This window comes from Rhodoferax ferrireducens, assembly GCF_049302455.1.
Classification (GTDB): domain Bacteria; phylum Pseudomonadota; class Gammaproteobacteria; order Burkholderiales; family Burkholderiaceae_C; genus Rhodoferax; species Rhodoferax ferrireducens_B.
Window position 1 is genome coordinate 38,778 of the sequence record NZ_JBAQMD010000118.1, and the last position, 23,032, is coordinate 61,809.

General features: G+C 56.2%; 27 protein-coding genes. 13 read left to right on the forward strand and 14 right to left on the reverse strand.

Annotated elements, in window-relative coordinates:
- Positions 1-37: 37 nt before the first annotated feature.
- Positions 38-1,228 carry an amylo-alpha-1,6-glucosidase gene (locus WA157_RS19805; protein WP_422622622.1) on the reverse strand — a complete coding sequence of 397 codons (1,191 nt, stop codon included), beginning with the start codon at positions 1,226-1,228 and terminating at the stop codon, positions 38-40.
- On the opposite strand from WA157_RS19805, the gene WA157_RS19810 reads away from it, so the two are divergent.
- Entirely contained in the window at positions 1,227-1,370 is a 144-nt protein-coding gene (locus tag WA157_RS19810; RefSeq protein ID WP_422622623.1) for a hypothetical protein, read from the forward strand. The genes WA157_RS19805 and WA157_RS19810 overlap by 2 nt on opposite strands.
- An 11-nt stretch (positions 1,371-1,381) precedes the next feature.
- Here WA157_RS19810 and WA157_RS19815 read toward each other — a convergent pair whose 3' ends face one another.
- The 11 genes from WA157_RS19815 to WA157_RS19865 form a co-directional block, all read right to left on the reverse strand.
- Positions 1,382-2,095, reverse strand: a complete 714-nt coding sequence (locus WA157_RS19815; RefSeq protein WP_422622624.1) for an aspartate/glutamate racemase family protein — start codon at positions 2,093-2,095, stop codon at positions 1,382-1,384.
- 43 nt (positions 2,096-2,138) lie between these two features.
- On the reverse strand, positions 2,139-3,416 hold the full coding sequence (locus WA157_RS19820) for an NAD(P)/FAD-dependent oxidoreductase (protein WP_422622625.1): 1,278 nt from the start codon (positions 3,414-3,416) through the stop codon (positions 2,139-2,141).
- A gap of 48 nt (positions 3,417-3,464) precedes the next feature.
- Positions 3,465-4,190, reverse strand: coding sequence for an amino acid ABC transporter ATP-binding protein (locus WA157_RS19825; protein WP_422622626.1), 726 nt, complete (start codon positions 4,188-4,190; stop codon positions 3,465-3,467).
- Positions 4,191-4,261: 71 nt separating this feature from the next.
- On the reverse strand, positions 4,262-4,960 hold the full coding sequence (locus tag WA157_RS19830; protein WP_422622627.1) for an amino acid ABC transporter permease: 699 nt from the start codon (positions 4,958-4,960) through the stop codon (positions 4,262-4,264).
- Positions 4,924-5,592 carry an amino acid ABC transporter permease gene (locus WA157_RS19835; protein ID WP_422622628.1) on the reverse strand — a complete coding sequence of 223 codons (669 nt, stop codon included), beginning with the start codon at positions 5,590-5,592 and terminating at the stop codon, positions 4,924-4,926. The genes WA157_RS19830 and WA157_RS19835 overlap by 37 nt, the downstream gene beginning before the upstream one ends.
- 82 nt (positions 5,593-5,674) lie before the next feature.
- Positions 5,675-6,475 carry an ABC transporter substrate-binding protein gene (locus tag WA157_RS19840; protein ID WP_422622629.1) on the reverse strand — a complete coding sequence of 267 codons (801 nt, stop codon included), beginning with the start codon at positions 6,473-6,475 and terminating at the stop codon, positions 5,675-5,677.
- Between the two features lie 63 nt (positions 6,476-6,538).
- Positions 6,539-7,069: an Lrp/AsnC family transcriptional regulator gene (locus WA157_RS19845; RefSeq protein ID WP_422622630.1), complete on the reverse strand. Its 531-nt coding sequence runs from the start codon at positions 7,067-7,069 to the stop codon at positions 6,539-6,541.
- A gap of 263 nt (positions 7,070-7,332) precedes the next feature.
- Positions 7,333-8,064 carry an amino acid ABC transporter ATP-binding protein gene (locus WA157_RS19850; RefSeq protein WP_422622631.1) on the reverse strand — a complete coding sequence of 244 codons (732 nt, stop codon included), beginning with the start codon at positions 8,062-8,064 and terminating at the stop codon, positions 7,333-7,335.
- On the reverse strand, positions 8,064-8,717 hold the full coding sequence (locus tag WA157_RS19855) for an amino acid ABC transporter permease (protein WP_422622632.1): 654 nt from the start codon (positions 8,715-8,717) through the stop codon (positions 8,064-8,066). Before WA157_RS19855 ends, WA157_RS19850 begins: the two co-directional genes overlap by 1 nt.
- A gap of 20 nt (positions 8,718-8,737) precedes the next feature.
- Positions 8,738-9,484 carry an ABC transporter substrate-binding protein gene (locus tag WA157_RS19860; protein ID WP_422622633.1) on the reverse strand — a complete coding sequence of 249 codons (747 nt, stop codon included), beginning with the start codon at positions 9,482-9,484 and terminating at the stop codon, positions 8,738-8,740.
- A 52-nt stretch (positions 9,485-9,536) separates the two neighbouring features.
- On the reverse strand, positions 9,537-10,820 hold the full coding sequence (locus WA157_RS19865; protein ID WP_422622634.1) for an NAD(P)/FAD-dependent oxidoreductase: 1,284 nt from the start codon (positions 10,818-10,820) through the stop codon (positions 9,537-9,539).
- 146 nt (positions 10,821-10,966) lie between these two features.
- Here WA157_RS19865 and WA157_RS19870 point away from each other — a divergent pair, with 146 nt between their 5' ends.
- The 3 genes from WA157_RS19870 to WA157_RS19880 all read left to right on the forward strand — a co-directional run bounded on the left by WA157_RS19870 (position 10,967) and on the right by WA157_RS19880 (position 13,966).
- Positions 10,967-11,560, forward strand: a complete 594-nt coding sequence (locus WA157_RS19870) for a helix-turn-helix domain-containing protein (RefSeq protein ID WP_422622635.1) — start codon at positions 10,967-10,969, stop codon at positions 11,558-11,560.
- Between the two features lie 778 nt (positions 11,561-12,338).
- Positions 12,339-13,451 carry an ImmA/IrrE family metallo-endopeptidase gene (locus tag WA157_RS19875; protein ID WP_422622636.1) on the forward strand — a complete coding sequence of 371 codons (1,113 nt, stop codon included), beginning with the start codon at positions 12,339-12,341 and terminating at the stop codon, positions 13,449-13,451.
- An 8-nt stretch (positions 13,452-13,459) separates the two neighbouring features.
- Positions 13,460-13,966 (forward strand): hypothetical protein, encoded by a 507-nt coding sequence (locus tag WA157_RS19880; protein WP_422622637.1) that lies wholly within the window; start codon positions 13,460-13,462, stop codon positions 13,964-13,966.
- Positions 13,967-13,978: 12 nt separating this feature from the next.
- Here the strand turns inward: WA157_RS19880 and WA157_RS19885 are convergent, their stop codons facing one another.
- A complete protein-coding gene (locus tag WA157_RS19885) occupies positions 13,979-14,611 on the reverse strand; it encodes a recombinase family protein (protein WP_422622638.1) in 633 nt (210 codons plus the stop codon).
- Between the two features lie 201 nt (positions 14,612-14,812).
- On the opposite strand from WA157_RS19885, the gene WA157_RS19890 reads away from it, so the two are divergent.
- From WA157_RS19890 to WA157_RS19915, 6 genes are all read left to right on the forward strand, one after another.
- Positions 14,813-15,301 carry a hypothetical protein gene (locus tag WA157_RS19890; protein ID WP_422622639.1) on the forward strand — a complete coding sequence of 163 codons (489 nt, stop codon included), beginning with the start codon at positions 14,813-14,815 and terminating at the stop codon, positions 15,299-15,301.
- 32 nt (positions 15,302-15,333) lie between these two features.
- On the forward strand, positions 15,334-16,734 hold the full coding sequence (locus WA157_RS19895) for a hypothetical protein (protein WP_422622640.1): 1,401 nt from the start codon (positions 15,334-15,336) through the stop codon (positions 16,732-16,734).
- On the forward strand, positions 16,713-17,186 hold the full coding sequence (locus tag WA157_RS19900; RefSeq protein WP_422622641.1) for a BrnA antitoxin family protein: 474 nt from the start codon (positions 16,713-16,715) through the stop codon (positions 17,184-17,186). The genes WA157_RS19895 and WA157_RS19900 overlap by 22 nt, the downstream gene beginning before the upstream one ends.
- Before the next feature lie 228 nt (positions 17,187-17,414).
- Entirely contained in the window at positions 17,415-17,813 is a 399-nt protein-coding gene (locus WA157_RS19905; protein WP_422622642.1) for a hypothetical protein, read from the forward strand.
- Positions 17,810-18,310, forward strand: coding sequence for a hypothetical protein (locus WA157_RS19910; protein ID WP_422622643.1), 501 nt, complete (start codon positions 17,810-17,812; stop codon positions 18,308-18,310). The genes WA157_RS19905 and WA157_RS19910 overlap by 4 nt, the downstream gene beginning before the upstream one ends.
- Before the next feature lie 56 nt (positions 18,311-18,366).
- Positions 18,367-18,882 (forward strand): hypothetical protein, encoded by a 516-nt coding sequence (locus tag WA157_RS19915; RefSeq protein WP_422622644.1) that lies wholly within the window; start codon positions 18,367-18,369, stop codon positions 18,880-18,882.
- Positions 18,883-19,163: 281 nt separating this feature from the next.
- On the opposite strand, the gene WA157_RS19920 is transcribed toward WA157_RS19915, so the two are convergent.
- The gene (locus tag WA157_RS19920) at positions 19,164-19,550 is read right to left on the reverse strand and encodes a hypothetical protein (RefSeq protein WP_422622645.1); all 387 of its coding nucleotides are present in this window, start codon (positions 19,548-19,550) and stop codon (positions 19,164-19,166) included.
- Between the two features lie 261 nt (positions 19,551-19,811).
- Here WA157_RS19920 and WA157_RS19925 point away from each other — a divergent pair, with 261 nt between their 5' ends.
- Genes WA157_RS19925 through WA157_RS19935 form a run of 3 tightly spaced genes read left to right on the forward strand, consistent with a single transcriptional unit; the run spans position 19,812 to position 23,030 of the window.
- Positions 19,812-21,365 carry a type I restriction-modification system subunit M gene (locus WA157_RS19925; RefSeq protein WP_422622646.1) on the forward strand — a complete coding sequence of 518 codons (1,554 nt, stop codon included), beginning with the start codon at positions 19,812-19,814 and terminating at the stop codon, positions 21,363-21,365.
- Positions 21,355-22,581 carry a restriction endonuclease subunit S gene (locus WA157_RS19930; protein WP_422622647.1) on the forward strand — a complete coding sequence of 409 codons (1,227 nt, stop codon included), beginning with the start codon at positions 21,355-21,357 and terminating at the stop codon, positions 22,579-22,581. The genes WA157_RS19925 and WA157_RS19930 overlap by 11 nt, the downstream gene beginning before the upstream one ends.
- The gene (locus tag WA157_RS19935; RefSeq protein ID WP_422622648.1) at positions 22,578-23,030 is read left to right on the forward strand and encodes a hypothetical protein; all 453 of its coding nucleotides are present in this window, start codon (positions 22,578-22,580) and stop codon (positions 23,028-23,030) included. The genes WA157_RS19930 and WA157_RS19935 overlap by 4 nt, the downstream gene beginning before the upstream one ends.
- The last annotated feature ends 2 nt before the right edge of the window (positions 23,031-23,032 follow it).

Genomic DNA, 23,032 nt, shown 5'->3' on the forward strand with positions numbered 1-23,032 from the left:
GCATCAAACAGCCAGTGCTGGCTTTGTGTACCTCCCGTTATTGCGCTGGAAACGAAGAGACCCCAAGAACCGCGCGGCGCGCGAGTAAAAAGGCAGCCGCATTCCAACTCTGCCCTGCCATTCCCATGGGCTGGAGCGAATGGCCGTGAAACCATTCGGTAAACCGCCAGCCGTCGAGCTCGTTCACGCTGGCGAGCCGTGTGAGCTCTTGCCAGGCCAGCTCACGCAGGCCAAGGCGAACCAGCGCCATGACCCAAAAGCCGCCCACGAACGGCCATATGCCTCCGTTGTGGTACTGGTGCATCAGGTTCTGCTGGTGACGTGCCATGTACGGACGCCAAAGCTCGTGCTGGCGCGACAGCGGATGAAGCACCACCCGAATCGGGTAGGGTTCACTTGCTTTCGCTGCGATGATGGTCTTGACAATGCGATGGCCAGTTGATTCGCTGGCCAAGCCGCACAGGATGGCCAGCAGATTTCCGAAGACATCGCCCTCATTGCCAGCAAAAGAGAGGTTGACGAAACTCAGGTACAGCCCCGGATCACGCTGACCGCGGCGGGCATAGTGCTGCAACAGGCGAGCTCGGTGGTACTCGGGCAAATCGCGCTGAAAGGGATTGAATAGATGGTTGAAGTGGTGATGCGTCGTCTGGATGCTGGTCAGGCCGTAGCGCCTTTTGACTTCGTACCACAGGGCATTGGAATACAGCACGTACCCGGAGCGCGGCATGATGTCGGCCCAGTCGCTGGCCTCATTTTGTTGCAACAGCCTGAAGTGCTGGTGCTCCTGGGCCAGCAGCCAGGCGGTCGCCCGTTGGACTTCGACCTGCCAGCGCTCCGGATCGATGACGCCCTGACGACGGACATGGTCTACCGCAATCAGCCACCATAACGTGGCATCTATACACCCCAGGTACCAAAAATCCGCGTCCTGGCCCTCGGGGTCCACATACTTTGGAATCTGCCCGTTTCCCGCTTGCTGACTGGCCAAAACGTCCAGGCTGTCCACCGCGCCCTGCTCCAGCGACTCGTCTCCGCTGCCGCACATGGCCAGTACGCAAATGGCCGCATCTCGCGCGAAAATACGCGTGTATCTTCGTGCTATTGCGGCCTCGGTCCGGCTGGCCGCGAGAATGCCGTGCGGTGTGAGGTTGCGCTGCAGCAGCGCCAACGAGGCTTGCGCGCATGCCTCAATGTTCGCCAGCCCATCTCCGATGAGGTTTGTCATGTTCCTCCGCATAAGCGCCAATGAGCGCGGCAACCGGGAATTCTCGCAGAACCTGAATCAGCCGCATCGCGCCGCCGGCCTGCGCATGGGCTTTGTCAGGCATGAGCGTCAAGCACATGCCAACCCGATGCGCCCAATATGAGGTCGGCAGAGTCAGAGGGTTGAATGCAGGTAATTGACCATGGTGATGAAATCGAATACCGGTAGGCCGGACTGGCGTCGAATCGCTGCCGAATAGGGTGGCAGATCCGTGCATTCAAGAGCAAAGGCCCGAATGCCGGGATGCTCATCGAGCGCTCGGCGCGCCGTGCCCAGAACTTCTTGTTCAATGACGTCGAGATCGATCTCGGCATCTGGTTCGGCGAACATCCTGTTCCACTCCGCACATTGTTCGAGACCCAGGATATGCAAGCCATCCGTGCTTGCAATGCCGACCGAGCTCAGGTGCTCCGGGCGCAGCGCCCCCGCGTTGGCAGTGATGATACAAATTTCGTTCTGCAGGCCGCAAATCCGCCTTGCCAAGGGCACTTGCAGGAGACTCGACGTAAACACCGGCACGCCAACGGATTCGACCAGTTCCCGCTGGAAGATGGCATTGAATCCACAACTCGTGGTGATGGCCCGGATACCCTCCGATACCATCGTCCTGGCGTCGGCGATCATCGTACCGAGCACGGTTTGATCCGGGCTTTCAAGTATCGTGTGGACATTGGCACCACGCACGGGATGGAACCTGACCGGGTAACCATACGACGCGGGATTGGTGCTGTTGCCACGCAAGGATTCAAGTTGCTGCAGACCCCTGGGCACCTGCCCTGTTTCCCAGCACAAGATGCCGATCTTTGCGGATTCGGTTTCGTTGATCATGATTCACTCCAGCAGGCGCGTTCGGTGTCCATCGTGCGGTGGCTCAGAACCTGTCGATTCGATAGGGTGACAGGTCAAAGGGATCTGGACGGCCGCTGGCCATACCGGCAATCAATTGGGCCGTGATCGCTGCCAAGGTGAGTCCCAGGTGTCCGTGACCAAAAGCGTAGAACACGTTCCTGCAGCGTGGCGAACGCCCAATCACAGGCAAGGAATCCGGCGTTGAGGGGCGATAGCCCATCCATTCACGCTGAATCGTCTGTTCGGCCAGGCCAGGTAGCACGCTGCGGGCGAAGGGCGCCAGCGCGCGTATGCGTCGGTAGTCTGGCGGCGCGGTCAACCCCGCCAGTTCATCGCCACTGACCAGAGAAATACCGTCGTGCATCGGCGACAGAACACAATGTTTTTCAGGGAAACCGACGGGCCGACGAAGCAGCTCATCACCCGTCGAGCCAAACGAAATGTGGTAACCACGCTCCGTGTCGAGGCTGACGTTGTCACCAATTTGTTTTGCAAACTTCTTTGACCAGGCTCCCGCGGCGACGACCACAGAATCAAACTGCCGGGTGGTTTTATCCGTCTTGATAGAGATGCCACCACCTTCGCTGGGGCGGACCTCCAGGACGCGCTCCTGAATGTATTGCGCCTGACGTTGTCGCGCGCCCTCAAAGTAAGCTTGTGTCAAACCCATGGGGTAGTTGACGAAGCCGCTATCGGGTTGGAACAGGCCACGTGTGTATGAATTTTTGTTGAGCTTGGGTTCAAGATCGGCGACCTCGTCGGCAGTGAGGACAGAAAAATTAACGCCATGTTGCGCCATCAATTCGCGCTCAAGTGCAGTTTCTGAAAACCCGGCATCTGATCCGTAAACTTTCAGCCAACCCACCGGCCGGATGAGATCACGGCTGCCGCTCACATCGGCCAATGCAAGGTGCGATTGCATGGCCTTGGAGACGAGCGGATCAAGTGCCCTGGCGATAGTCGAAACGCGTGTCGGGCGACCCGCTTCAATAAAGCGAAGCAGCCAGGGGAGCACCTGAAAAAAGTACGATGGACGCAGCACAGCCGCACCGTGCGGGTCGAGGATATACGACGGAATAGATCGAAGAACGCCCGGTGTGGCGGTTGGCGTCACAGCGCCCGTGACGATGCCGCCGGCGTTGCCGGAGCTCGTGCCAGCGCCAATTTCGCCATGATCAAAAACCGTGACCAAGTAGCCCTCGGCCGCTAGAGCCAAGGCTGACGCCGCACCGACGACGCCGGCCCCGATGATGGCAATTGAACGTTCGCTCTCTGTCCCAGTGTTACCCGTGTGACTCATCAAATATCTTTCTGAAGTTCTTGTAATTTTCTGAAACGGCTGTGGTACCTAATGCTGAAGAATCTTCCCCAGGAATTCACGCGTTCGCTCATTCTTTGGCGCTGTGAAAAAGGCCTCAGGTTCGGCAACTTCAACAATGACACCCTTGTCGATAAACACCACGCGATCGGCCACCTTGCGGGCAAAACCCATTTCATGCGTGACAACAATCATCGTCATACCGTCTTTCGCCAGGGACACCATCACATCCAAAACCTCGTTGATCATTTCGGGATCAAGCGCAGAGGTCGGCTCGTCAAAAAGCATGACCTTGGGTTGCATACACAGGCTGCGGGCGATGGCGACCCGTTGTTGTTGCCCCCCCGACAACTGCTGGGGGTAGGCATCGAATTTGTCGCCCAAACCGACTTTTCCCAGAATCTCGCGCCCACGGTTGATGGCTTCTTTCCTGGGCAACTTTCGAACATGTATCGGTGCAAGCGTTACGTTTTCAAGTGCCGTCTTGTGGGGATATAGATTGAATTGCTGGAAGACAAAGCCCAGCTCCATCCGAAGCTGCCTCAGATTTGCCTCGTCGGCGACGCTCAGGCCATCGACGATCAAAGTGCCGCTTTGAAATTTCTCTAGGCCATTGACACAACGGATGAGTGTGCTTTTCCCAGACCCGCTCGGCCCGCAAACGACCACGACTTCGCCTTTTGCAACCTCAAGATTGATGTTTTGCAGAACGTGATGCGCGCCGTACCATTTGTTGAGCTCGTTGAACTTGATCATGCTGGATATTCCTCGTCGTCTTCGCTGTCGCCGTGAGTGGGTCTGATGTGTCTTGAAGGGATGCTGACAGGTCAAGTCTTTTCCATTCGCCGGGACAAATGAAGCAGCGGATAACAGATCAGGAAATACCCGATGCCCACCACAGAAAAAACGAGCATTCCATTGGGGACACTCTGCACGATGATCCAGCCAGACCGCGTCAGATCGAGAAGCCCGATCGCGGAGACAACCGAAGAATCCTTGACCAGCAGAACGAATTGCCCAACCAGCGAAGGGACAATCATGCGGGTGGCTTGCGGCAGCACGACCAACCGGAGTTGCTGCAAGCGGGTGAGGCCGGCGGATGCGGCCGCCTCTACCTGGCCGACGGGCACCGCCCTGATCCCGGAGGCCACGATCTCGGAGATAAAGCAGGCCGCGATGTTGGACAGCGCCAGGGCGCCGGCCGTGAATGAGTCAAGCTCAATGCCCGCTTCAGGCAGTATGAAAAAGACGACAAAGACCTGAACCAGCACCGGTGTACCGCGAAAGATATCGGTGTAGGCGCCGACGACAAACGAGAGCAGCGTGTTGGAACTAGCGCGTGCGATGCCCAGCACGAAACCGACAATGGTCCCCGCGACAATGCCAATGACCGACAGTGCCAGGGTCACGCCAACGCCCTTCAGAATGACCGGGTAGTACTGGGCAATGCCTTGTAGTTGCTCTAGGAACAGCGTCATGTCATGGCCCTTCAGTGGCGTGCAGAGGGATGATTGATGCGCATCCATGCGGCTGCCATCAACTTCAATCCAAAATAGATGATCAGGTAGCCCACCGCAGTGGTTGCCAAGCCTTCCACTGGCATGAACCGGTCATTGGCCAAGGTCTGCCCGGCACGCGTGAGCTCCAGGACTGAAATGAGCGACAGCAACGATGAATCCTTGACCAGCACGATCGCCTGCCCGATCAGCGGCGACACCATGGGGCGCAGCGCCTGCGGGAGAATGATGAGGCGCATTTGCTGCCAATAGTTCATGCCCGAACTGGCGCTCGCTTCAACCTGCCCACGAGGAATCGACATGATGCCGGAGCGGATGATTTCGCTGACATAGGCACCGCTGTTGATCGAAAGCGCGATGATGCCAATCACGGTTTCGGGCATGAGCACGCCGAAACTTGGCAAGCCGAAATACAGAAAATAGAGCTGCGCCAGCAAGGGGGTCGCCCGGATCACATCCACATAGGCGACCGCTGGCGCCCGAACCAAGCGGGAGGGCTGGATGCTCATCGCACAAGCGATGATGCCAATGGCAATTGCACCGGCAAAAGCAGTCAATGAAATCGACAAGGTGGACACGAAACCCACCCAGAACTCGGGAAGAGTTTCTCCTATCACCCGAAAGTTCAGATTCAATAACATGCAACAGCCAATGATTGAAGGAATTGGGGCATAGGAATCGGCGCGGTGATCACGACGCCGATTCCACGCTCACAGCAGACGCTTAGTGCGCCTCTTTCCATTTCGCCGAGTTGACCCAGTAGTCAAGATTCTGTTGAAGGCGACCGTCCAGCGTGGTCTGGTCAATGAACAAATTGATCCAGGTCAGAAGGTCAAGGGAGTCGTAACGGGTTGCATAGGCCAACGCTTCCTTGGCCAGCAGTTCCGGCATGATTTTGAAGGTTCCCTTGGGATAGCCGGCCGATTGGCCCGCCACAGCGGAGCTGTCATTGAGCAAGCAGTCGGCTTGTCCATTCTTCACAGCGTCGAGCAGCAAAGTACCGCCACCTTTGTAGCTCTTGATTTCACCCTTTTCAAAAACGGTTTTTGCCAGCTTCTCGCCGGTGCTGCCAAATAGAACCGCGATTTTTGTACCGGGCGCCTTGCAGGCGGCCGTGGAAGTGAATTTACTCCCTGCCTTTGCCGCCACGACAGGGCCGATGTAAATAAAAGGCTTGGTGAAAGCGACCTTGGTCGCACGCGCCAGGGTCGGCGTCATGTCGGCCGCCAGCAAATCGGCTTTGCCAGAGATGAGCGCCGGCAACAGCCCATCCCAGTCGAGGTCAAGAAAGACCGCCTTGACGCCCATCTCCTTGGCCATCAATTTGGCAAGTTCCACGGAACTGCCGGTGCGCTCCCCGTTTTTGTCGATCATTGAAAACGGAGGCCCCTGTGTTTGAACTGCAATTCTCAGTTCGCCGCGTTTTTGAATGTCATCCAGGGTAGAGGCATGGGCGGTAGCCGCAACGCCCGCGAAGCCCGCGCACGCCAGCAGTATCGCGGGGAAAAAATTCGACATCTTCATTTGCTAACTCCTTTAATAATCTCCACAGAGGACCATCCTCCAGGAGAGAACTCATAAAACCGTTCATCGCTTTTTGGGTCTCGATAAGGTGGTCAACTGCTCCTCATCGACACCTTGCTCCCAGCATCCACGCGGGAGGTTGACCCATTTGTTATGCGACTTCATCACCACGAACGTTTCACTGCGGCTAACAACCCCGGGGCCAGCAACCTTGGGAAGAAGTTCGCTCGTGACCCGGTAAAGATCCTGGACATCTCCGGCCACCAGTACCTCCACAATCAAGTCGAAACGACCGGTAACGAGACTCACGGAAGTTACAAATGGCAGTTCTGCGATCTTCTTCATGAGCTCGTCCATGTGCCCCTGCGCATTGGCGTTGATGCCCACAACGGCGGCGATCAACTCGGGCCGCTCCGACAGGTTTAGCAAGCCCACGATCTTCAGAACATTTTTCTCGATCAAAGACCTCAAGCGTGTCCGGACCGTTGGCGGACTCAGCTGCAATTTGTCCGCCAGTTGGTTCACGCTGTCCTGCGCGTCGCTAGAAAGCAGCTTGGCCAGGCGCCGATCGGTGGGGTCAATAAATTCTCGCACAAGAGTCCAATTGGAAAAAATCAGCTATTAATATTTTCTAAAATAGAAAACATGGTAACAATTTATTCTATTTGGAAAAAAATGACACTCTATCGGTGTTTATACCTACACCAGACTGGCGCACCAGAATGCACCCCCCGGTGTGATGAGCAGATCTTCCCATCGGGGTGGCGCCTGCGCGAAGCGCGCCAGGACATCACTTCGAGGGCTTCGTTGGTCACTTCCGGGTCTGGTGCTGGTGTAGGCTCATTGCTGGTTTTTTTCTACATCGGGTGGGTCACGCGCCGCAGAAAATCCTGTGTTCGCTCGTGCTGGGGCGCAGCCAGGACAGCGCGTGCCGGTCCCTGCTCCACAATGTGGCCCCGATCGATGAAGATGACGCGGTCCGCAACCTCGCGTGCAAAGCCCATTTCATGGGTCACCACCATCATGGTCATACCCTGATTGGCCAGCGCCCGCATGACCGACAACACTTCACCAACAAGCTCCGGGTCGAGTGCCGAGGTCGGCTCGTCAAAGAGGATGGCCCGCGGCTGCATCGCCAATGCGCGGGCGATGGCGACCCGCTGTTGCTGACCGCCTGAAAGGTTGGCCGGATAAGCGTCTTCTTTGCCGGCCAGTCCCACTTGAGCGAGTAATGCGCGTGCGTTACGCATAGCAGAGTCCCGCGACTCGCGTTTGACGTAGATCGGGCCTTCCATCACGTTTTCCAAAGCGGTTCGGTGTGGAAACAGGTTGAACCGCTGAAAGACCATCGCAACCTTCTCGCGAATCGCGACCATCTGGCGGCCGACGTGATCGACGCGCTGGCCGTCGACCGTGATGTCGCCTGCATCGTAGGTTTCCAGACCGTTAACACAACGCAACAGCGTTGACTTTCCCGATCCCGAAGCCCCGATGACACAGACAACCTCGCCTTGGCTGACATCCAGCGATATATCGTCGAGCACGAGATTGCTTCCGAAAGACTTGCGTATGTTGCGTATCGATATCATCAGCGTCCAAACCTCTTCTCAAGCCGACCGACAATCATGATCAGCGGTATGCACAGTAGCAAGTAGAACAATGCGACCAAGGTGAAAACTTCGGCATTCTTGAACGTCGACGCTGCGATGACCTTGCTTTGAAAGGTCAACTCAGTCACGGTGATGATTGAGGCTTGCGAGGTGTCCTTGATGAGCATGATGCAAGTGTTGCCGTAGGGTGGCAGCGCAACCTTGAATGCCTGCGGCAGTACCACGCGCCACATGGTCATGGCCCGCCCCATACCGAGCGATTTCGCGGCCTCGACTTGTCCAGGATCGACCGCTTCGATCCCGCCGCGAAAGACCTCAGCCATATAGCAGGAATAGGCGAACCCCAGTCCGATGAAACCAGCCTGAAATGCGCTCAACTGGATGCCGACGTCGGGAAGCACGAAGTAGATAAAAAACAGCTGCACCAGGATCGGGATGCCTCGAATGGTGTTGATCAATCCCTTCGAGAATACGGCCAGAGCCGGCACGCCTGAAACCCGCATTAGTGCCCAGACCAACCCGAGCAACGTGGCCACGATCAGCCCGCAGGCAAAGACCTCGACGGTCACAACTGCGCCCTGCGCCAATATGGGCGCGAATTCAATCAAGTCTTTTAAAGCGAACGCAGCCATTTGCCTCTAGCTCAATTGGACTATTTCAGATTCCAGCGGGCGAGGACGCGATCAATGGTGCCGTCAGCCTTGAACTTGCGCAGCGCGGCGTTGATCTTGTCGATCGTTGCCTTGTCGCCCTTGCGCACCGCTATGCCAACGCTGCCGACCCACACCGACTTGTAACCCTTGACCAAACGCGTCTCAGGGAAGACGCCTTGGCCCAGCTGATAAGCCACGATCGGATAGTCGCCGAAGCCGGCCTTGATCCGGCCCAGGTTGACGTCGCGCATGATGTCGGAGATCGAGTCGTAAACCTTGACCTCCTTGAACAGGCCCGATGCCTGCAAGGGTTTGGCGTAGGCCGTGCCAATCTGAACCCCCACCACTTCGCCCTTGAGGTCCTCATAGGCCTTGTAGTCTTTGCTATCCTTCGCGGCGACGAACAGGCCCTCGCCGTAGGTGTAAATCGGATCGCTGAAGTCGACCACCTCCTGGCGCGGCGGCGTGATGTACATGGCCGCTGCTATGACGTCAATCTTATTGCCCTGGAGAGCAGCAATGAGCGAGCTAAAGGGCATCGGGCTGATCTCCACCGCAAAGCCCTGGTCCTTACCGATTTCATTGACCAGGTCGACCATGACGCCGGAAATCTTGTTGGTTTTGGTGTCAAGAAAGGTGAACGGAATCCCTGTCGGCGTCGAACCGACACGAAGGGGCGTTTGAGCGCTGGCGAGCGATCCAATGAAAACAAGGCACAAGGTGAACAGGCGTAGAAGTCTTGACATGATGTTTCCTTTCAGGGGTGAAGCAGGGAGTAGCGGGAATCGTTGCCAGGATCTAGGCCGCTTCGAGCTGATCTCGAATACGGTAGTAGCTCACCAGGGCGCGGGCGACCAGGCGAGTAAAGGGGTAGCCCTGAATGGGCCGCATTGAGGTGACAGGGAATGGAATCCCCTCTGCCGGAACGCCTGTCGCGAGATCGGCCAAATATCGTCCAAAGAGGGTAGCCATGCCAACACCCCGGCCGTTGTAGCCGAGCGCCGCCCAAAGCCCGTTGTCAAGTCGGTTCAGGTGCGGGATATGGTCTTGTGTCATGGCCACACGCCCAGCCCAGTGAAACTCGAACGGTGTGCCACTGAGTTGCGGATACAACCGGTTGACGGCATTGCGGACGTAGTCGGCATCAGCCGCACCGAGGTCTTCACGGTAGGGCGCGCGACCGCCCATGGTGAGCCGCCCGTGAGCGTCACGACGGAAGTACCACAACAAGCGACGCGTGTCTGAAGCGGCATGCCCTTCGGGCAAAATACTCTTTCCCAAGTCTTCCGAAATCGGGACGGTGGCGGCTTGAAAGCTCATCATCGGCACAACCGTTCTGGCAAGCCCCGGCCACAATCCATCGGTATAGCCATTGGTCGCGAGCAGCACCTGATCAGCGTCGACTGCCCCTTGGGGGGTAGAGACCCGCCACTTCGTACCCTGACGAGTCAGAGAGAGGGCCGGTGAGTCGATGTGGATCACGGCTCCGGCCCGCTGCGCAGCCCCAGCAAGTCCGCGCACATAGGACATTGGCTGCACATGACCGGCGCGACGGTCTTCCCATCCACCAAGGTAATGGTCGGTGCCAAGCAATCGTGCCATTTCTGATCGATCAACCGGCGCCACATCGGCACCTCGTCGCTGCCAACTCTCACAACGCCGTAGGGCCAAATTCAGGGAACGTGTTGAGAAGGCCGGTTGAAGCCAGCCCTTGCGCTGTGCGTCGCATGAAATTGCGTGCTGTTCAATCAAGCCGAAAACTTCGTCGCCGACGCTACCGACCGCATTCACCATGCGTGGACCGAGGTCGGGCCCAAACATGGCCTCGATCTCGTCCGGATCGAATTTCAAACCCGGTATCACCTGTCCGCCGGTTCGGCCTGAGGCACCCCACCCGACAACGTTCGCTTCGAGAAGTCGGACCCGGGCACCGCGCTGTGCCATTGCCAGCGCAGCGGCACAACCGGTGAACCCTGCGCCAACAATGACCACATCAGCCGGCACTATCTCCTGAAGCGCGCTTGCTTCAATGTCAGGTGCTGCGGTACTGGCCCAAAGTGACGAACAGTTTGGCTGGGACATGCTGGCTCCTAGTTAAATATGGCCGCTATACTTTCATTTATATTGAAAATTTGCGTCATTTATTTCATACTACAGACGGGATGTTTTGATGTCAATAGAGATTCACCCGTGATCTGTTGACGTGAAAAGGGCAAGGAATATTTGAAATGAAGAAGCAAACTACGGCGTCTGCGGACGCACAAAAAATGGGGCTGGGCATCCAGGTGCGGCAGCGGCGACGTATCAAGGGCCTTACCTTGACTGAACTGTCGCAACAGTCGGAACTGTCAGTTGGCTTGCTCAGCCAAATCGAGCGTGGCCTCTCGTCACCCTCCTTGAAATCGATGACGCAGATCTGCACCGCTTTGGGGGTCCCCTTGAGTTGGCTCTTTGACAGTGGTCCGTTGGAAAACCCGGCTGAAAAGGGCCTGGTTGTGCGGCGAGGCTCACGCCGGCGTCTCGATCTTGGGACTTACGGCGTGACGAAGGAACTCCTTTCGCCTGATTTGGGAGGCGAGATGCAGATCTACCTCGTGTCGATCCGCCCGGGCGGACAATCTGGACCGGAGACTTATACACACCGCGGCGAGGAAGGCGGCCTCGTGCTCACCGGCACACTTGAACTCACCGTCGATGACCGAATCGTCCTCTTGTACGAGGGAGACTCCTTTCGTTTCCGCAGTTCCCTGGCGCACCGTTTCGCCAACCCTGGTGCCACTCAAACAAACGTGGTGTGGGCAAATTCACTGGCTTTTTATTGAGGCTGCCCTGGTACATTGGCACGTAAGAGAGCCTGCGCAGACAGCTTGTCATCCCGGCCACAAAGACGATGAACCTTGCCGAAGCTGAGGAGAATTGCAAGGCAACCCGTGGGCCAGAGATTAATATTCAATATTGAACAGGCACAAGCCTTATCGAATCAGCGATGGGCGATAGGCGATGAGTAGGCCCAAGATGGGCCACGGAAAAACGAGATCAAGTCAACCGACTCTCAGCCCGAACTCACGCGTTTGGTGCGCCTGAGTAATGGCTAAGCTACATCGGTCTCTTGATGCGAGCACTTAATCACTGGGGAAGTTAATGCTGGTGCGGCTGGCGGGGATCGAACCCAATACTTTCGGCCCCGCTACATCACAATAATCGTCAAGGGTTTGTACCACGATTTTGTAGAAAACGGAAACGCGAGTACTTGCAAGGACGGTTTGTCGCGGTGATTTTGGACCCCGGCAGCTCGACTGCACCAAGCCTAATACTCGTTACTGACATCGTCAAAGATCACGCGGTGTAGCCCCGGGCACATTCGTCAAGCACTTGACTTATTGCTGGGTTGCAAAGCCCTCAAATTCAAAGTGACAACGTGGAGTGAGCAATCACTCACTACATAATCCTCGCTTATCATTTTCAGCCCTGTCTACTCGCTAGGACAAACCACCTTAAAGTCGTCAGACACCAAAGTTCTTGCGAAAGTGATTTTCGCAAGAATTTTTTGCATCGTTGTAATTTGCAATATATAATAGCGTGCTTTTAGAGGGAACCTCAATGGATGCATCTTCGACTCGTTTTCGCCTGCAGGCCCTGCGCGATCAGAGCAAGATGACACAGGAGCAGCTTGCGAAGGCGTTGGGCTTTAAGGATCGCCAAACCCTCTCTCAGATAGAACTGGGAGAACGAAAGCTCGGCTTTCAAGAAATGGTGCGAGCTGCCGAGGTCTTTGGCGTCGGGGTTGATTACTTTACCGATCCTTTTGAGCTTGCGGGCGAAGGGAAATTTTCTTGGCGGCAGACTAATGCGAACGAGCTAGCACTCAGCCAATTTGAGCAGAAGGCAGGACGCTGGATAGCTGCTTTCCGGCACCTGTCAAAGTTGCGCGGAGACTCAATCCACTCATCGCTGCGCCGCGTTGCACTGACCTCGCGCTCGTCGTTTGAAGATGCAATCGCTGAAGGTGAGGCGATTGGCGCGACCCTACGACTGGGTGAAGTTCCGTCCGTTCGCTTGGCCGAGGCTTTACAAGAGGAACTAGACACTCTTGTCCTCTATGTAGATGCGGTGAGTGGCGTTTCGGGTGCTGCTTGCCAGCTTGATCAGTTGAACGCTGTTTTGATTAATCGTAATGAGCATCCAGCTCGACGAGCATTTGACCTCGCACATGAGCTATTCCACCTACTCACATGGTCAACGATGCCGCCGAAGCACGTCGAGTCGGAACGACCAGCAGACAGAGACGATAAGCGAGTCGAACAACTTGCGGAAAATTTTGCAGCCGGTCTCTTAATGCCCTCGAAGACGATTTCGGCGCTCGTTGCCGGAAGTACACCGCAGCGAGGTGCCGCGATAGTGGGATGGGTGAAGGATTCCGCCGCAAAGCTAGGCGTTAGCGGTTCCGCCTTGAAGTGGCGTCTTGTCAACACGAAAGTCATAACGAAGGCTGAAGCAAACGCGATTCCAGACGAGCTTTTGCGAGCAAACGGCGAAGACACCAGAGTTGAATTGCCTGCTCCATATAGCAAAAGATTCATTTCTGTATTGTCATGGGGTATGGACGAGGGGCACGTGTCTGTACGCCGCGCTGCTCAACTCTTAGACACTTCTGTAGACGACCTTCGAGACCTGTTCGCAGAACATGGACTCCCCGCACCGTTTGACCTTTAAGGTTTGGCATGACTTTCCGTCCCGGGCAACGAGTCATCGTTGATACCAACGTCATCATTGAGGCTCACCGTACTGGGTGCTGGAATACGATCGCAAATTACTTCGCGATCGAAACTGTGGAAAAGGTTATCGAGGAAACCCAGACTGGCGCTCAAAACCGATCTCCTGAAACACTCATCAATGAACTAGTGCTTCGGGCATCGATGCGGCACGTGGCGATGGTCACAGATGAGATGCGAGCCAAGTTTCACGAGTCATTCCCTTTGGCCGTTCTTGATCCTGGTGAGCGCGATCTGATTGTCTACGCTGGCACCTTAACCACAGCAGACACATGGCTCTTGAACAGTCCCGACATGGCTGCCGTACGCCATGCACATGTACGCGGATGGCTTGATCGAGTTGTATCGCTTGAGGCGATGAACCGCCAACTTAAGGGGCGACTCAGTGCCGGCCTCAGAGAAAATTACTCGGAGCAATGGTTGAGCATTCGACGGACTCGGCTCATCCTTGGATAGTAGTGACGTTGGTCAACGCCAGGCCATGGCGCTCGCGTGTGCATCGCTGGGACTTTTCAAAATTCGATAGACGGTCGCGCGAGACAGCCCAAGCTGTTTGGCAACCTCAGTAACGCCCTTCCCTTCACCCCTCAGGGTGACGACCTGATTGATCTGGTTTTCTGCGAAGCTAGGCTTGCGACCCAGGTAGACCTTTTCCCCACGCTCCTTTGCGTGGGCAATCCCGGCCTTTTGAGCCTCCTTCGTGGCTTCAGCTTGTGCCTGTGACAGAGCAGCCATGAAACCGATCAGCGCATCCCTGACAGCCTGCGTCATCGGGTCTGCCGCAGCACCGTCAAAGGTCATGCCGTTGATGATGGTCTTGATGACCACCCCGCGTCGCATGAATGCCCGGATGTTGTCTGAAACGTCCTCGTAGTTCCGACCAAGCCGATCCACCCAGCGCACGACCAACGTATCCCCGCTGCGAAGAAGATCAAACAACCGCCGACCGCCCTCACGATCGGCCAGCTTGATGGTGACGCCAGAGACACCATCGTCGGTGACGACTTGGTCAAACACAAGCCCTGCCGCCCGTGCCTGGGTGACTTGATGCTCGACGGTTTGCTCGGCGGTGCTGACCCGGGTGTAGAGGATTGTTGCCATAAATGTGCGTTAGGTTGTTGTTCGTTAAATAAGTGTCCGTTGATTCAAAACTGAGCCTATCGGACTGCATTCCATAAGCGTTTTGATTGACCGATAGGGCATAGCCTATCGAACACATCTAGTGTAGTTCTGCTTATAGAAAGAATCAAGAAAAGCGCTTATATGGCGTTTTTCTTGATTCGATTTTAAAATTGGATCAACATGAAAATCGATCCCCAATGCCCAAACGATGAGCTTTACGGCAACAGCCAGGCGGCGCAGTTTCTGAGTCAGCAACTCTCAGATAGAACCCCTGATCAATGGGAGCTATGGCTGCGTAACAACCGAAATGTTTCCCGGCATGTCCCGTATCGGATCGACGTCGTTCACATTTCCAATCGGAGCTTTTATCGCCCACAGGATCTGGCAAAGTTCATCGAGTGGGAAAAGTCCCGACGTCTTGGTGTGTTGAAGCTGTCGGGGAGGGCTGCAGAAGCCATGCTGGCCTACGGGATCGGCACCGCCACCGGCAGCACAACTGGCCGAAAACTTGAAGTCATCGGCGTCCATGAGCAAACGGATCAGGTGACCAAAGAGCGATATGTCCAGTTGATTACAGGTAATCCGTTCAGGGTCTACCGCCTTGATCTTGACCAAGCTCGTGACATTGCAACGCAGTTGCTACATGCGGTGGGATTGCCATCGTGGTGAAAGCCAGAGCAATGCGTCGGCCATTTCCCGTCATGACTACGTCTCCCAATCCGGCAAGACTCAAGTCCGGTCTTCCGCTCGGGCTTGAAGGCTTCAGCTTCCGAGCCTCGATCGATTGGATCGAGATTGAGCTGACGCTCATAGAACCGAGCCAGTGGCACGCTGTCAGAAGACGGGCTTACGGCGTCTGGGGCAATCTTTTTGTTGAATCGCTGGAATCAGATGAATCGTCGAAAAAGTTCCGGTTTCGAGTTCAAAATCCGCGCTCCCCCGATGAGTTCTTGCGCCAGTTGCAGACTTTGGCGCGTGCCGGTGAATCGCTGACAGAAGAATCCGTGAAGATCACGGGAGTAGAAATCGCGATTGATGCAAGGCATCCAAGCAATGCCCCAGAGATTCTGGCGACAGCGGCGTTGTACTTATTGCGGCATCAAGCAAACCTGCCCAACGGCCGTCCTCGGATCACGATCCCTGCCTACTTTGACGCGCCCATACTCGCCGCCAAGTATGCCGCCGCCATGGACGCTAACTCGATCGCCATTGCGGACGCAAACCGCGAGGGCAGACAAGCTCCAGGGCGTTTGCTTAAAAAGGACGGGGAATGCCCAGATGTTGAATCGAACAGGGAGGCGTTGCGGGCGCTGCGGCGTTGCTTGACGATCAATCAAGGTAGGGCACCGAGACGCGAATCTGGCGATCGTGGAGACAGCTACAGGTCGCGACACTATGTCAAGACCAAGGACACCCGGGACGGCATTGCCTACGCGCCGCTGCCGACTGAGGAATACAGCGCACGGTCAGAAAGGACGTGGATCGACCGAGACGTTCCATTCGTAACGATTGAGGAATGGCGTCACTTCCGCTTCGAGACATTGGCGGCAGACTTTGCGTTGGTACTTCCCGTGGAAACCGATAACCCGTTGGTGGCACTGCTTCAAGAGGCATCTATACAACTTGGCCGCGGCACCGATTCATACAAGATTCGCCCCAGTGATCGCCGCAAGAGAGCCGCCTTCACGCGCCGCGACAGCGTCACAAACGACAGGATCCGCCAGGCGCTGCGGGCGCTGACCCGCGCTCAGTCTTGTGAAAATTCGGTAACGAATTTGCCCGCGATTGACATGGCGCCAGAGGGAGATTTCAACTTGCACGGGGCTAGTCCTGAATACAGTAACCACAATACAGTTAATCAAAGCGCGATGATCGATCATTCATCTGTGACTGTGAGCAATCAAGACCAGGAAGAAACCGATCCAGGCCCGTGCATCCTACCTACCTATCCAACCACAGCGCGTTCCGGCAAGCATGAAGCGGACGACTGGCGTGCGGTTGTGAAACCGAGCTTGATCGCAAAAGTGATGAAGCGAGTGAACGAGATGGCACGGCACTTCATGGACTCGATGAGCACTGCATGGCGGATGGCACCAGGTTAAATATTTCCAACCAGAGAGCAACAGAAATGAAAACAAAAAATGAAGATTTCCTGACTGAGTTGATGTCAAAAATGTCCAAGCTCAACAACAAGTCAGTGGCGGCGGATCTTATGGCGCGTGCGCCCGATGACACGGTGGCAGTGGAGAAGATGCTAGCCGAAACAGTAGCGGAATTGGACACCATGAATGAGGAGTTGGACATGGAACTCGACATTGAGGATGCCGACATGATGGAGTTGCCACCATGCGATGCACCTGCACCTGCAGCTGCATCCAGGCCCACTCCGCACTCTGTGACCGGGTCAGAGCACATCACGATTCGACTCTGCAGCAGGGTTCTTGCTGCCTACAGGATGCGGGCACGGGCTACCGGAACAAAGTATCAAACATTGATCAATCGCACCCTCCTGTCATCGATGGCAAGCTGGAAGACGCCCGGCTCGCACCTATAAGAAATCAGATCGAACGGCGGGATTGGATGTCTTCAAAGCAACGTCAATTTCAAAAATGTATGCACACGGCTGGGCGCCATGATCCGCGGTTTTACCAGAGGCGACTGTGAGCAATGCGACCTGATTGCCACTGCGTGAAGACAACATTGCCACCGATAAGCTGAAAGCCGCTCTCTACAATTTTTGCACGGGCAGCATGTCGCAGCCCTGTTGAAAACGGAGCCGCTGATGCACACTGCCTTAACCCCCGCACCCCAATCCCTCATTGGCCTCATTCAGGCCCAGCAATCGGCCCTGGGCCTAACCGATCGTGAACTGTGTGCAGCGGTCGGGTTTGAGCGGGAAATCGTTTTGAAGTTGATTAAAGCTGGCACCATGCACATGCCGCTTAACAGGGTTCCGGCACTTGCGGCAGCGCTCGAACTCGATCCAGTCGAACTGCTCACGGTTGCCCTGCGTGAATCAGACCCGGTGCTGCTGCAGGTCATTGAGGAAAAGTTCAATCCCCTCTGCTTGACCTCCACCGAGCAAAACCTGATCAAGCACCTGCGCGAGCTGTCTGGCAACACTGTGGGCGCGCCAATCGTGTTTCCTGGCAACGGCGTCATCGCACTGGTGGCGGTATGAGCATGAGCGAAGACAAGGTACCGACCGCATTGAGCTTCCGACTGCGTGACCACCGCTTCACTGCACTGCCCGTCAAGGATATTCTCAAAACCCGAATGAAGGATCTGGGCATCAAAAACGTCGATCTACAGAAGGCGCTCGACTACCCCATGCCCAACGTCATCGCCATGATCAAGTCGGGTGGCATGAAGCTGCCCGCGGGCAAGGCGGTGATTGCTGCCAAGCTGCTTGAGGTCGATCCTGTGTTTCTGTTGGCCAAGGTCGTTGCAGAAAGCGACCCATCACTGTGGGACGCGATTTCCGAGGTCATGGGCGAGCACCTCATCACCGCCAACGAACTCGATCTGCTCAAACTGGTGCGAGAAGGGCTTGATGGCCACGATGTGAACCTGGCCGAATCGCCCGAATTCATTCAGGCCATCACACCAGCCCTCAACGCGATCGTTGAACGGCAGAACGAATTGGCTCGGGCTGCCCTCAATCGCAACGACGACTGATCCAACCCGATGAACATGAACTTGCCCTCATTGACTTGGCGCTTTAGGAGCCGCTGATGGATACCGACATTGACGCCGTGTTTCGCACACCCCCGGTTGATGGCATCGAATTTCTTCCAAAAACGCCGGGCGTTTACGCAATGCTGAACCGAGCCACGCGAATGGTGAACATCGGGCAGGCGGAGAACATCCACAGACGGTGTGTGATGCACCGCAGCCAATTACGCGCCGGCACTGCACCCAACCTGCGCATGCGGCGGGACGCGAAGAGGTATGGTGCCGACGCCTATTCTTACTTCACCCTGGAGGAGCTGGTGATTGGCCCGAACACGAAGATCAAGCGCGAACTGAACAGACTCGAACTTTGGTGGGTGGTGCAGTTCCAAGCCCACGTCGAGCAATTTGGCTATGTCGCCGAAGCGGGTCGTTGTCGCACCAGGGGCGCGCGGTTTCGGGATCGTGAGCGAAAACTTATGCGCCCCAGCAGTGGAAAATATCAATTGTTGCCGAGGGTAGACCTCTGCGATCCGATCCAACAGGCGCTTTTGGATAGCTGGGTTCCTGGCAGTTGACACATGGCCATCAGAGGATTCTGTTGATTGCGAAAGATCACCGGGTGTGCGATTGGCGTGGCATTCAGGACGCTCGTGTGAGGGTCAACCTTATGCCCAAAATGCCAATCGGGTTCCGCTGGTGGCCCTCGTTGCCAGATTTTTCCAGGCTGGTGAGAAAGTGCTTATAGAGCCATGCCCGTGGTGAAATGGGCTTTGCGTTGGGAAATCACCACCTGACCTGAAGCGAACGTAGCGCTTATTCACGAAGAGCAAGTGCAAATTCGCGTCAAAAGCGATGGTCATGGCTGCTTGCCCTGCTGCCGATCGACCTTGCGCTGCTCACGCTCGTAGGCATCCTTTGCGGCGTTGAACTTGACGGCCGTCGGCTCTGCCATGCGGCTGACCAGTACAACCTCACGCTCTTGCGCGCGGCAGCCTATGTGGCCCAGCGGGTTTTTGAAGACTTCATTGATGCAGTCCTCATGCTTGCGCTTTGCTTCCTCGTACAGGACCAAGTAAGGCGCAAGCTGCGTCTGCTGGTACTCAAATTCAGCCTTCAGGTCAGCCAAGGTGTCAGGCGGCGCCGGCTGCTGCACCACCGGCTTTGCCTTCCTCGGCGGCTTGGTTTGGGCTTGCGCCAGCGCACAAGCAAGGCCGAGCGCCACGATCAAAAGTTTCCGTTTCATCAAAGTTCTCCTTAGTCAAAATCACTGGGGCGATGTCCCGCTGGTAACATTTTTTCGACCCGTCTGCCTCTTCGTGCACCAGCTAACCGTCTTGAAGCCGATCATCAAATTTGCGCGGAATTTTAAGTGTTGCATAACCTTCACCCGGCGTGGTTCAAGCACGGGAGGACTCCTTCGGGCCGAAAGGCTCCGATAGCCTGTTTGAGCCGCATAATCCAAAAAAGCGAATCAAGAACAATCTGACAGGGAAAACGCATCGACATGCTCGACGACATCAAAAAAACACTCTGGGCCACCGCTGATAAGCTGCGCGCCAACATGGACGCCGCCGAATACAAGCACCTAGTGCTCGGCCTCATCTTCGTCAAGTACATCTCCGACACCTTTGCCGCCCGCCGCGCCGAGTTGACGGCCCGGCTCGTCAACCCAGCGGACGACTATTACTTCGAGAATGCCAGCACCGACGATCTGGCCGCCGAGCTGGAAGACCGCGACTATTACAAAGAGGTCAACGCCTTCTGGGTGCCCGAAGCTGCCCGCTGGGAAAGTCTGCGTGCAGCGGCCAAACAGAGCGACATTGGCAAGCGCATCGACGAAGCCCTGACCCAGATCGAGACTGAAAACCCCAAGCTCAAGGGCATTCTGGACAAACGCTATGCCCGCGCCCAGTTGCCTGATGGCAAGCTCGGCGAGCTGGTTGATCTGGTCTCAACCATCGGCTTTGGCGACAATCCCAGCACCGCCCGTGATGTGCTGGGCCAGGTCTACGAATACTTTCTGGGCATGTTCGCCAGCGCCGAGGGCAAGCGCGGCGGCCAGTTTTACACCCCGGCGAGCATCGTCAAGACCCTGGTTGCCATCCTCAGCCCGCATAGCGGAAAGGTCTATGACCCCTGCTGCGGCTCGGGCGGCATGTTCGTGCAGAGCGAAAAATTCATCGAAGCGCATGGCGGCAAACTGGGCGATGTCTCGATCTACGGGCAGGAAGCCAACCCGACCACTTGGCGTCTGGCTGCCATGAACCTGGCCATTCGTGGCATAGACTTCAATCTGGGGCGCGAACCCGGCGACACCTTTACGCGCAACCAGCATCCCGACCTGCGCGCCGACTTCATTCTGGCCAATCCCCCCTTCAACATCAGCGACTGGTGGCATGGCAGCCTGACCGGCGATCCGCGCTGGGTCTATGGTGACCCACCGCAGGGCAACGCCAACTACGCCTGGCTGCAGCACATGTTGCACCACCTAAAACCGACGGGTCGCGCCGGCATCGTGCTGGCCAACGGCTCCATGAGTTCGAGCCAGAACAACGAGGGCGTGATCCGCGCCGCCATGGTCGAGGCCGACGTGGTGGAAGTCATGGTGGCGCTGCCGGGCCAGTTGTTTTTCAACACGCAGATCCCGGCCTGCCTGTGGTTTTTGGTCAAGCAGAAAATGAAGCGCAAGGGCGAGGTGCTGTTCATCGACGCCCGCAAGCTGGCCACCATGATCAGCCGCGTGCAGAGCGAGTTCACCGATGAGGTGATCGAGCGCATAGCTGCAACGGTTGCAGCATGGCGCGGTGAGCCGGATGCCGGCGACTACCAGGACATTGCCGGCTTCTGTCGCAGCGTCACGCTGGCTGAAATCGCCCAGCACGGCCACGTCCTCACCCCTGGCCGCTACGTCGGCGCAGAAGAGGTCGAAGACAACGACGAAGACTTCGCCACCAAAATGCAGCAGCTCACTGAAAAGCTGGGCGAGCAGATGGCAAGGGGCACGGAGCATGACCAGTTGATCCGGCAGAAGCTGGGAGGGCTGGGGTATGAGTTCTGATGCGACAGTTCTCCCACTTGAGGACTGTCTTGATGCTCTCATCGACTACCGTGGCAAAACGCCGGTCAAGACAGACTCTGGCATCCCACTGATTACCGCAAAGGTCATCAAGGGCGGCCGAATTGAAACACCAACCGAGTTCATCGCAAAGGATGCGTACGCCACTTGGATGCGTCGTGGCATTCCCAAAGAGGGTGATGTCGTCTTGACAGTTGAAGCTCCGCTCGGTGAAGTCGCACAACTGGGTCCAGAAAAGATTGCCCTCGCCCAGCGCGTGGTGACCTTGCGTGGAAAGTCGGGGCTGCTTGACAGCACCTACCTGCTCTACCTGCTGCAAACGGATGAAATGCAGTCTCAGCTAAAGTCTCGTGCCACTGGCACAACTGTTCTTGGCATCAAGCAGAGCGAATTGCGAAAGGTGACGCTGACCTTGCCACCGTTTGAGCAGCAATTGGTTGCAGCGGCGACGTTGAAAGCCCTCGACGACCGCATCACCCTCTTGCGCGAAACCAACGCCACGCTCGAAGCCATCGCCCAGGCGCTGTTCAAGTCGTGGTTTGTCGATTTCGACCCCGTCCGCGCCAAGATGGAAGGCCGCGCCCCCGAAGGCATGGATGAGACTACGGCGGCGCTATTTCCACATGGGTTTGAGGAGTCGGAGTTGGGCTTGGTGCCGAGGGGGTGGCGGACGGCTCGACTTGACGAGTTCATGGAGTTGGCTTACGGAAAGGCATTGAAGTCCACTGACCGCATTCCAGGTGAAATTCCCGTGTACGGTTCTGGCGGCATCACGGGCCACCACAATGAAAGCCTTGTAACTGGCCCATCGATCATCATTGGTCGCAAGGGTACTGTCGGTAGCTTGTATTGGGAAGATCAACCGTTCTTTGCTATCGACACAGTGTTTTACCTTCGCACAACTATTCCGATGACGTACTGCTTCTACCTGTTGAAGACACTCGGCCTAACGGGGATGAACACCGATGCAGCGGTGCCAGGCTTAAATCGAGGCAACGTTTATCGATTGACGACACCCTTTCCCGATGCAGCGGTATTAAGTGCGTTTGATGATGTAGTCGGCGTAATTAGGAAACAAGTTTTCCGCAATAGCCAGCAAGCTCAAACCCTCGCCACCCTGCGCGACACCCTGCTTCCGCGGCTGATCTCGGGGCAGTTGCGTTTATCTGATACCTCCATGAAGGATCAAATTTCATGAACCTCTGGTGCTATCTCAACCGACTGGGGCTGAATGACTGGATCGCACTATGGGGTGCCTTACTTTCAACAGTGTTGGCTGTAATCAAAATCATGGATTGGTGGCGCGATCGCGACAGGTTGGAGATTGACTTCTCAAGCACATCCGATGAGTCAGTCGGCAACTCCATCATCATTCGCAACCTTTATGCCAAGCCAATCATCATTACTCATTGGGAACTGTTCTTTGCTCACAATCGGCGAGAGTTACGTGAGTGTGAATTGATCGAGTCTGCCGATTTCGATTTTCACGACCAGACTGTTGGTGCGAATGCATCCATTGTGTGGCGCTTCTGTGACGCACATTACTTCAGCACTTCAGACAAGGTGCTTCACGGAAGGTCCATATATTTGAAGCTGTGCATTGCTGGTCGCCAGAAAGTTACCCGCAAACTCTATCCTTACCACTGAAT

Excerpts from the sequence above, each read along its gene's own strand:
- WA157_RS19835 (WP_422622628.1), bottom strand. The coding sequence starts at position 5,592 with ATGTTATTGAATCTGAACTTTCGGGTGATAGGAGAAACTCTTCCCGAG.
- WA157_RS19825 (WP_422622626.1), bottom strand. The coding sequence starts at position 4,190 with ATGATCAAGTTCAACGAGCTCAACAAATGGTACGGCGCGCATCACGTT.
- WA157_RS19910 (WP_422622643.1), top strand. The coding sequence starts at position 17,810 with ATGAGCATGAGCGAAGACAAGGTACCGACCGCATTGAGCTTCCGACTG.
- WA157_RS19920 (WP_422622645.1), bottom strand. The coding sequence starts at position 19,550 with ATGAAACGGAAACTTTTGATCGTGGCGCTCGGCCTTGCTTGTGCGCTG.
- WA157_RS19865 (WP_422622634.1), bottom strand. The coding sequence starts at position 10,820 with ATGTCCCAGCCAAACTGTTCGTCACTTTGGGCCAGTACCGCAGCACCT.
- WA157_RS19895 (WP_422622640.1), top strand. The coding sequence starts at position 15,334 with ATGACTACGTCTCCCAATCCGGCAAGACTCAAGTCCGGTCTTCCGCTC.
- WA157_RS19890 (WP_422622639.1), top strand. The coding sequence starts at position 14,813 with ATGAAAATCGATCCCCAATGCCCAAACGATGAGCTTTACGGCAACAGC.
- WA157_RS19870 (WP_422622635.1), top strand. The coding sequence starts at position 10,967 with ATGAAGAAGCAAACTACGGCGTCTGCGGACGCACAAAAAATGGGGCTG.
- WA157_RS19810 (WP_422622623.1), top strand. The coding sequence starts at position 1,227 with ATGTTCCTCCGCATAAGCGCCAATGAGCGCGGCAACCGGGAATTCTCG.
- WA157_RS19900 (WP_422622641.1), top strand. The coding sequence starts at position 16,713 with ATGGCGGATGGCACCAGGTTAAATATTTCCAACCAGAGAGCAACAGAA.
- WA157_RS19915 (WP_422622644.1), top strand. The coding sequence starts at position 18,367 with ATGGATACCGACATTGACGCCGTGTTTCGCACACCCCCGGTTGATGGC.
- WA157_RS19925 (WP_422622646.1), top strand. The coding sequence starts at position 19,812 with ATGCTCGACGACATCAAAAAAACACTCTGGGCCACCGCTGATAAGCTG.
- WA157_RS19850 (WP_422622631.1), bottom strand. The coding sequence starts at position 8,064 with ATGATATCGATACGCAACATACGCAAGTCTTTCGGAAGCAATCTCGTG.
- WA157_RS19880 (WP_422622637.1), top strand. The coding sequence starts at position 13,460 with ATGACTTTCCGTCCCGGGCAACGAGTCATCGTTGATACCAACGTCATC.
- WA157_RS19885 (WP_422622638.1), bottom strand. The coding sequence starts at position 14,611 with ATGGCAACAATCCTCTACACCCGGGTCAGCACCGCCGAGCAAACCGTC.
- WA157_RS19905 (WP_422622642.1), top strand. The coding sequence starts at position 17,415 with ATGCACACTGCCTTAACCCCCGCACCCCAATCCCTCATTGGCCTCATT.
- WA157_RS19830 (WP_422622627.1), bottom strand. The coding sequence starts at position 4,960 with ATGGATGCGCATCAATCATCCCTCTGCACGCCACTGAAGGGCCATGAC.
- WA157_RS19805 (WP_422622622.1), bottom strand. The coding sequence starts at position 1,228 with ATGACAAACCTCATCGGAGATGGGCTGGCGAACATTGAGGCATGCGCG.
- WA157_RS19875 (WP_422622636.1), top strand. The coding sequence starts at position 12,339 with ATGGATGCATCTTCGACTCGTTTTCGCCTGCAGGCCCTGCGCGATCAG.
- WA157_RS19935 (WP_422622648.1), top strand. The coding sequence starts at position 22,578 with ATGAACCTCTGGTGCTATCTCAACCGACTGGGGCTGAATGACTGGATC.
- WA157_RS19860 (WP_422622633.1), bottom strand. The coding sequence starts at position 9,484 with ATGTCAAGACTTCTACGCCTGTTCACCTTGTGCCTTGTTTTCATTGGA.
- WA157_RS19815 (WP_422622624.1), bottom strand. The coding sequence starts at position 2,095 with ATGATCAACGAAACCGAATCCGCAAAGATCGGCATCTTGTGCTGGGAA.
- WA157_RS19840 (WP_422622629.1), bottom strand. The coding sequence starts at position 6,475 with ATGAAGATGTCGAATTTTTTCCCCGCGATACTGCTGGCGTGCGCGGGC.
- WA157_RS19855 (WP_422622632.1), bottom strand. The coding sequence starts at position 8,717 with ATGGCTGCGTTCGCTTTAAAAGACTTGATTGAATTCGCGCCCATATTG.
- WA157_RS19930 (WP_422622647.1), top strand. The coding sequence starts at position 21,355 with ATGAGTTCTGATGCGACAGTTCTCCCACTTGAGGACTGTCTTGATGCT.
- WA157_RS19820 (WP_422622625.1), bottom strand. The coding sequence starts at position 3,416 with ATGAGTCACACGGGTAACACTGGGACAGAGAGCGAACGTTCAATTGCC.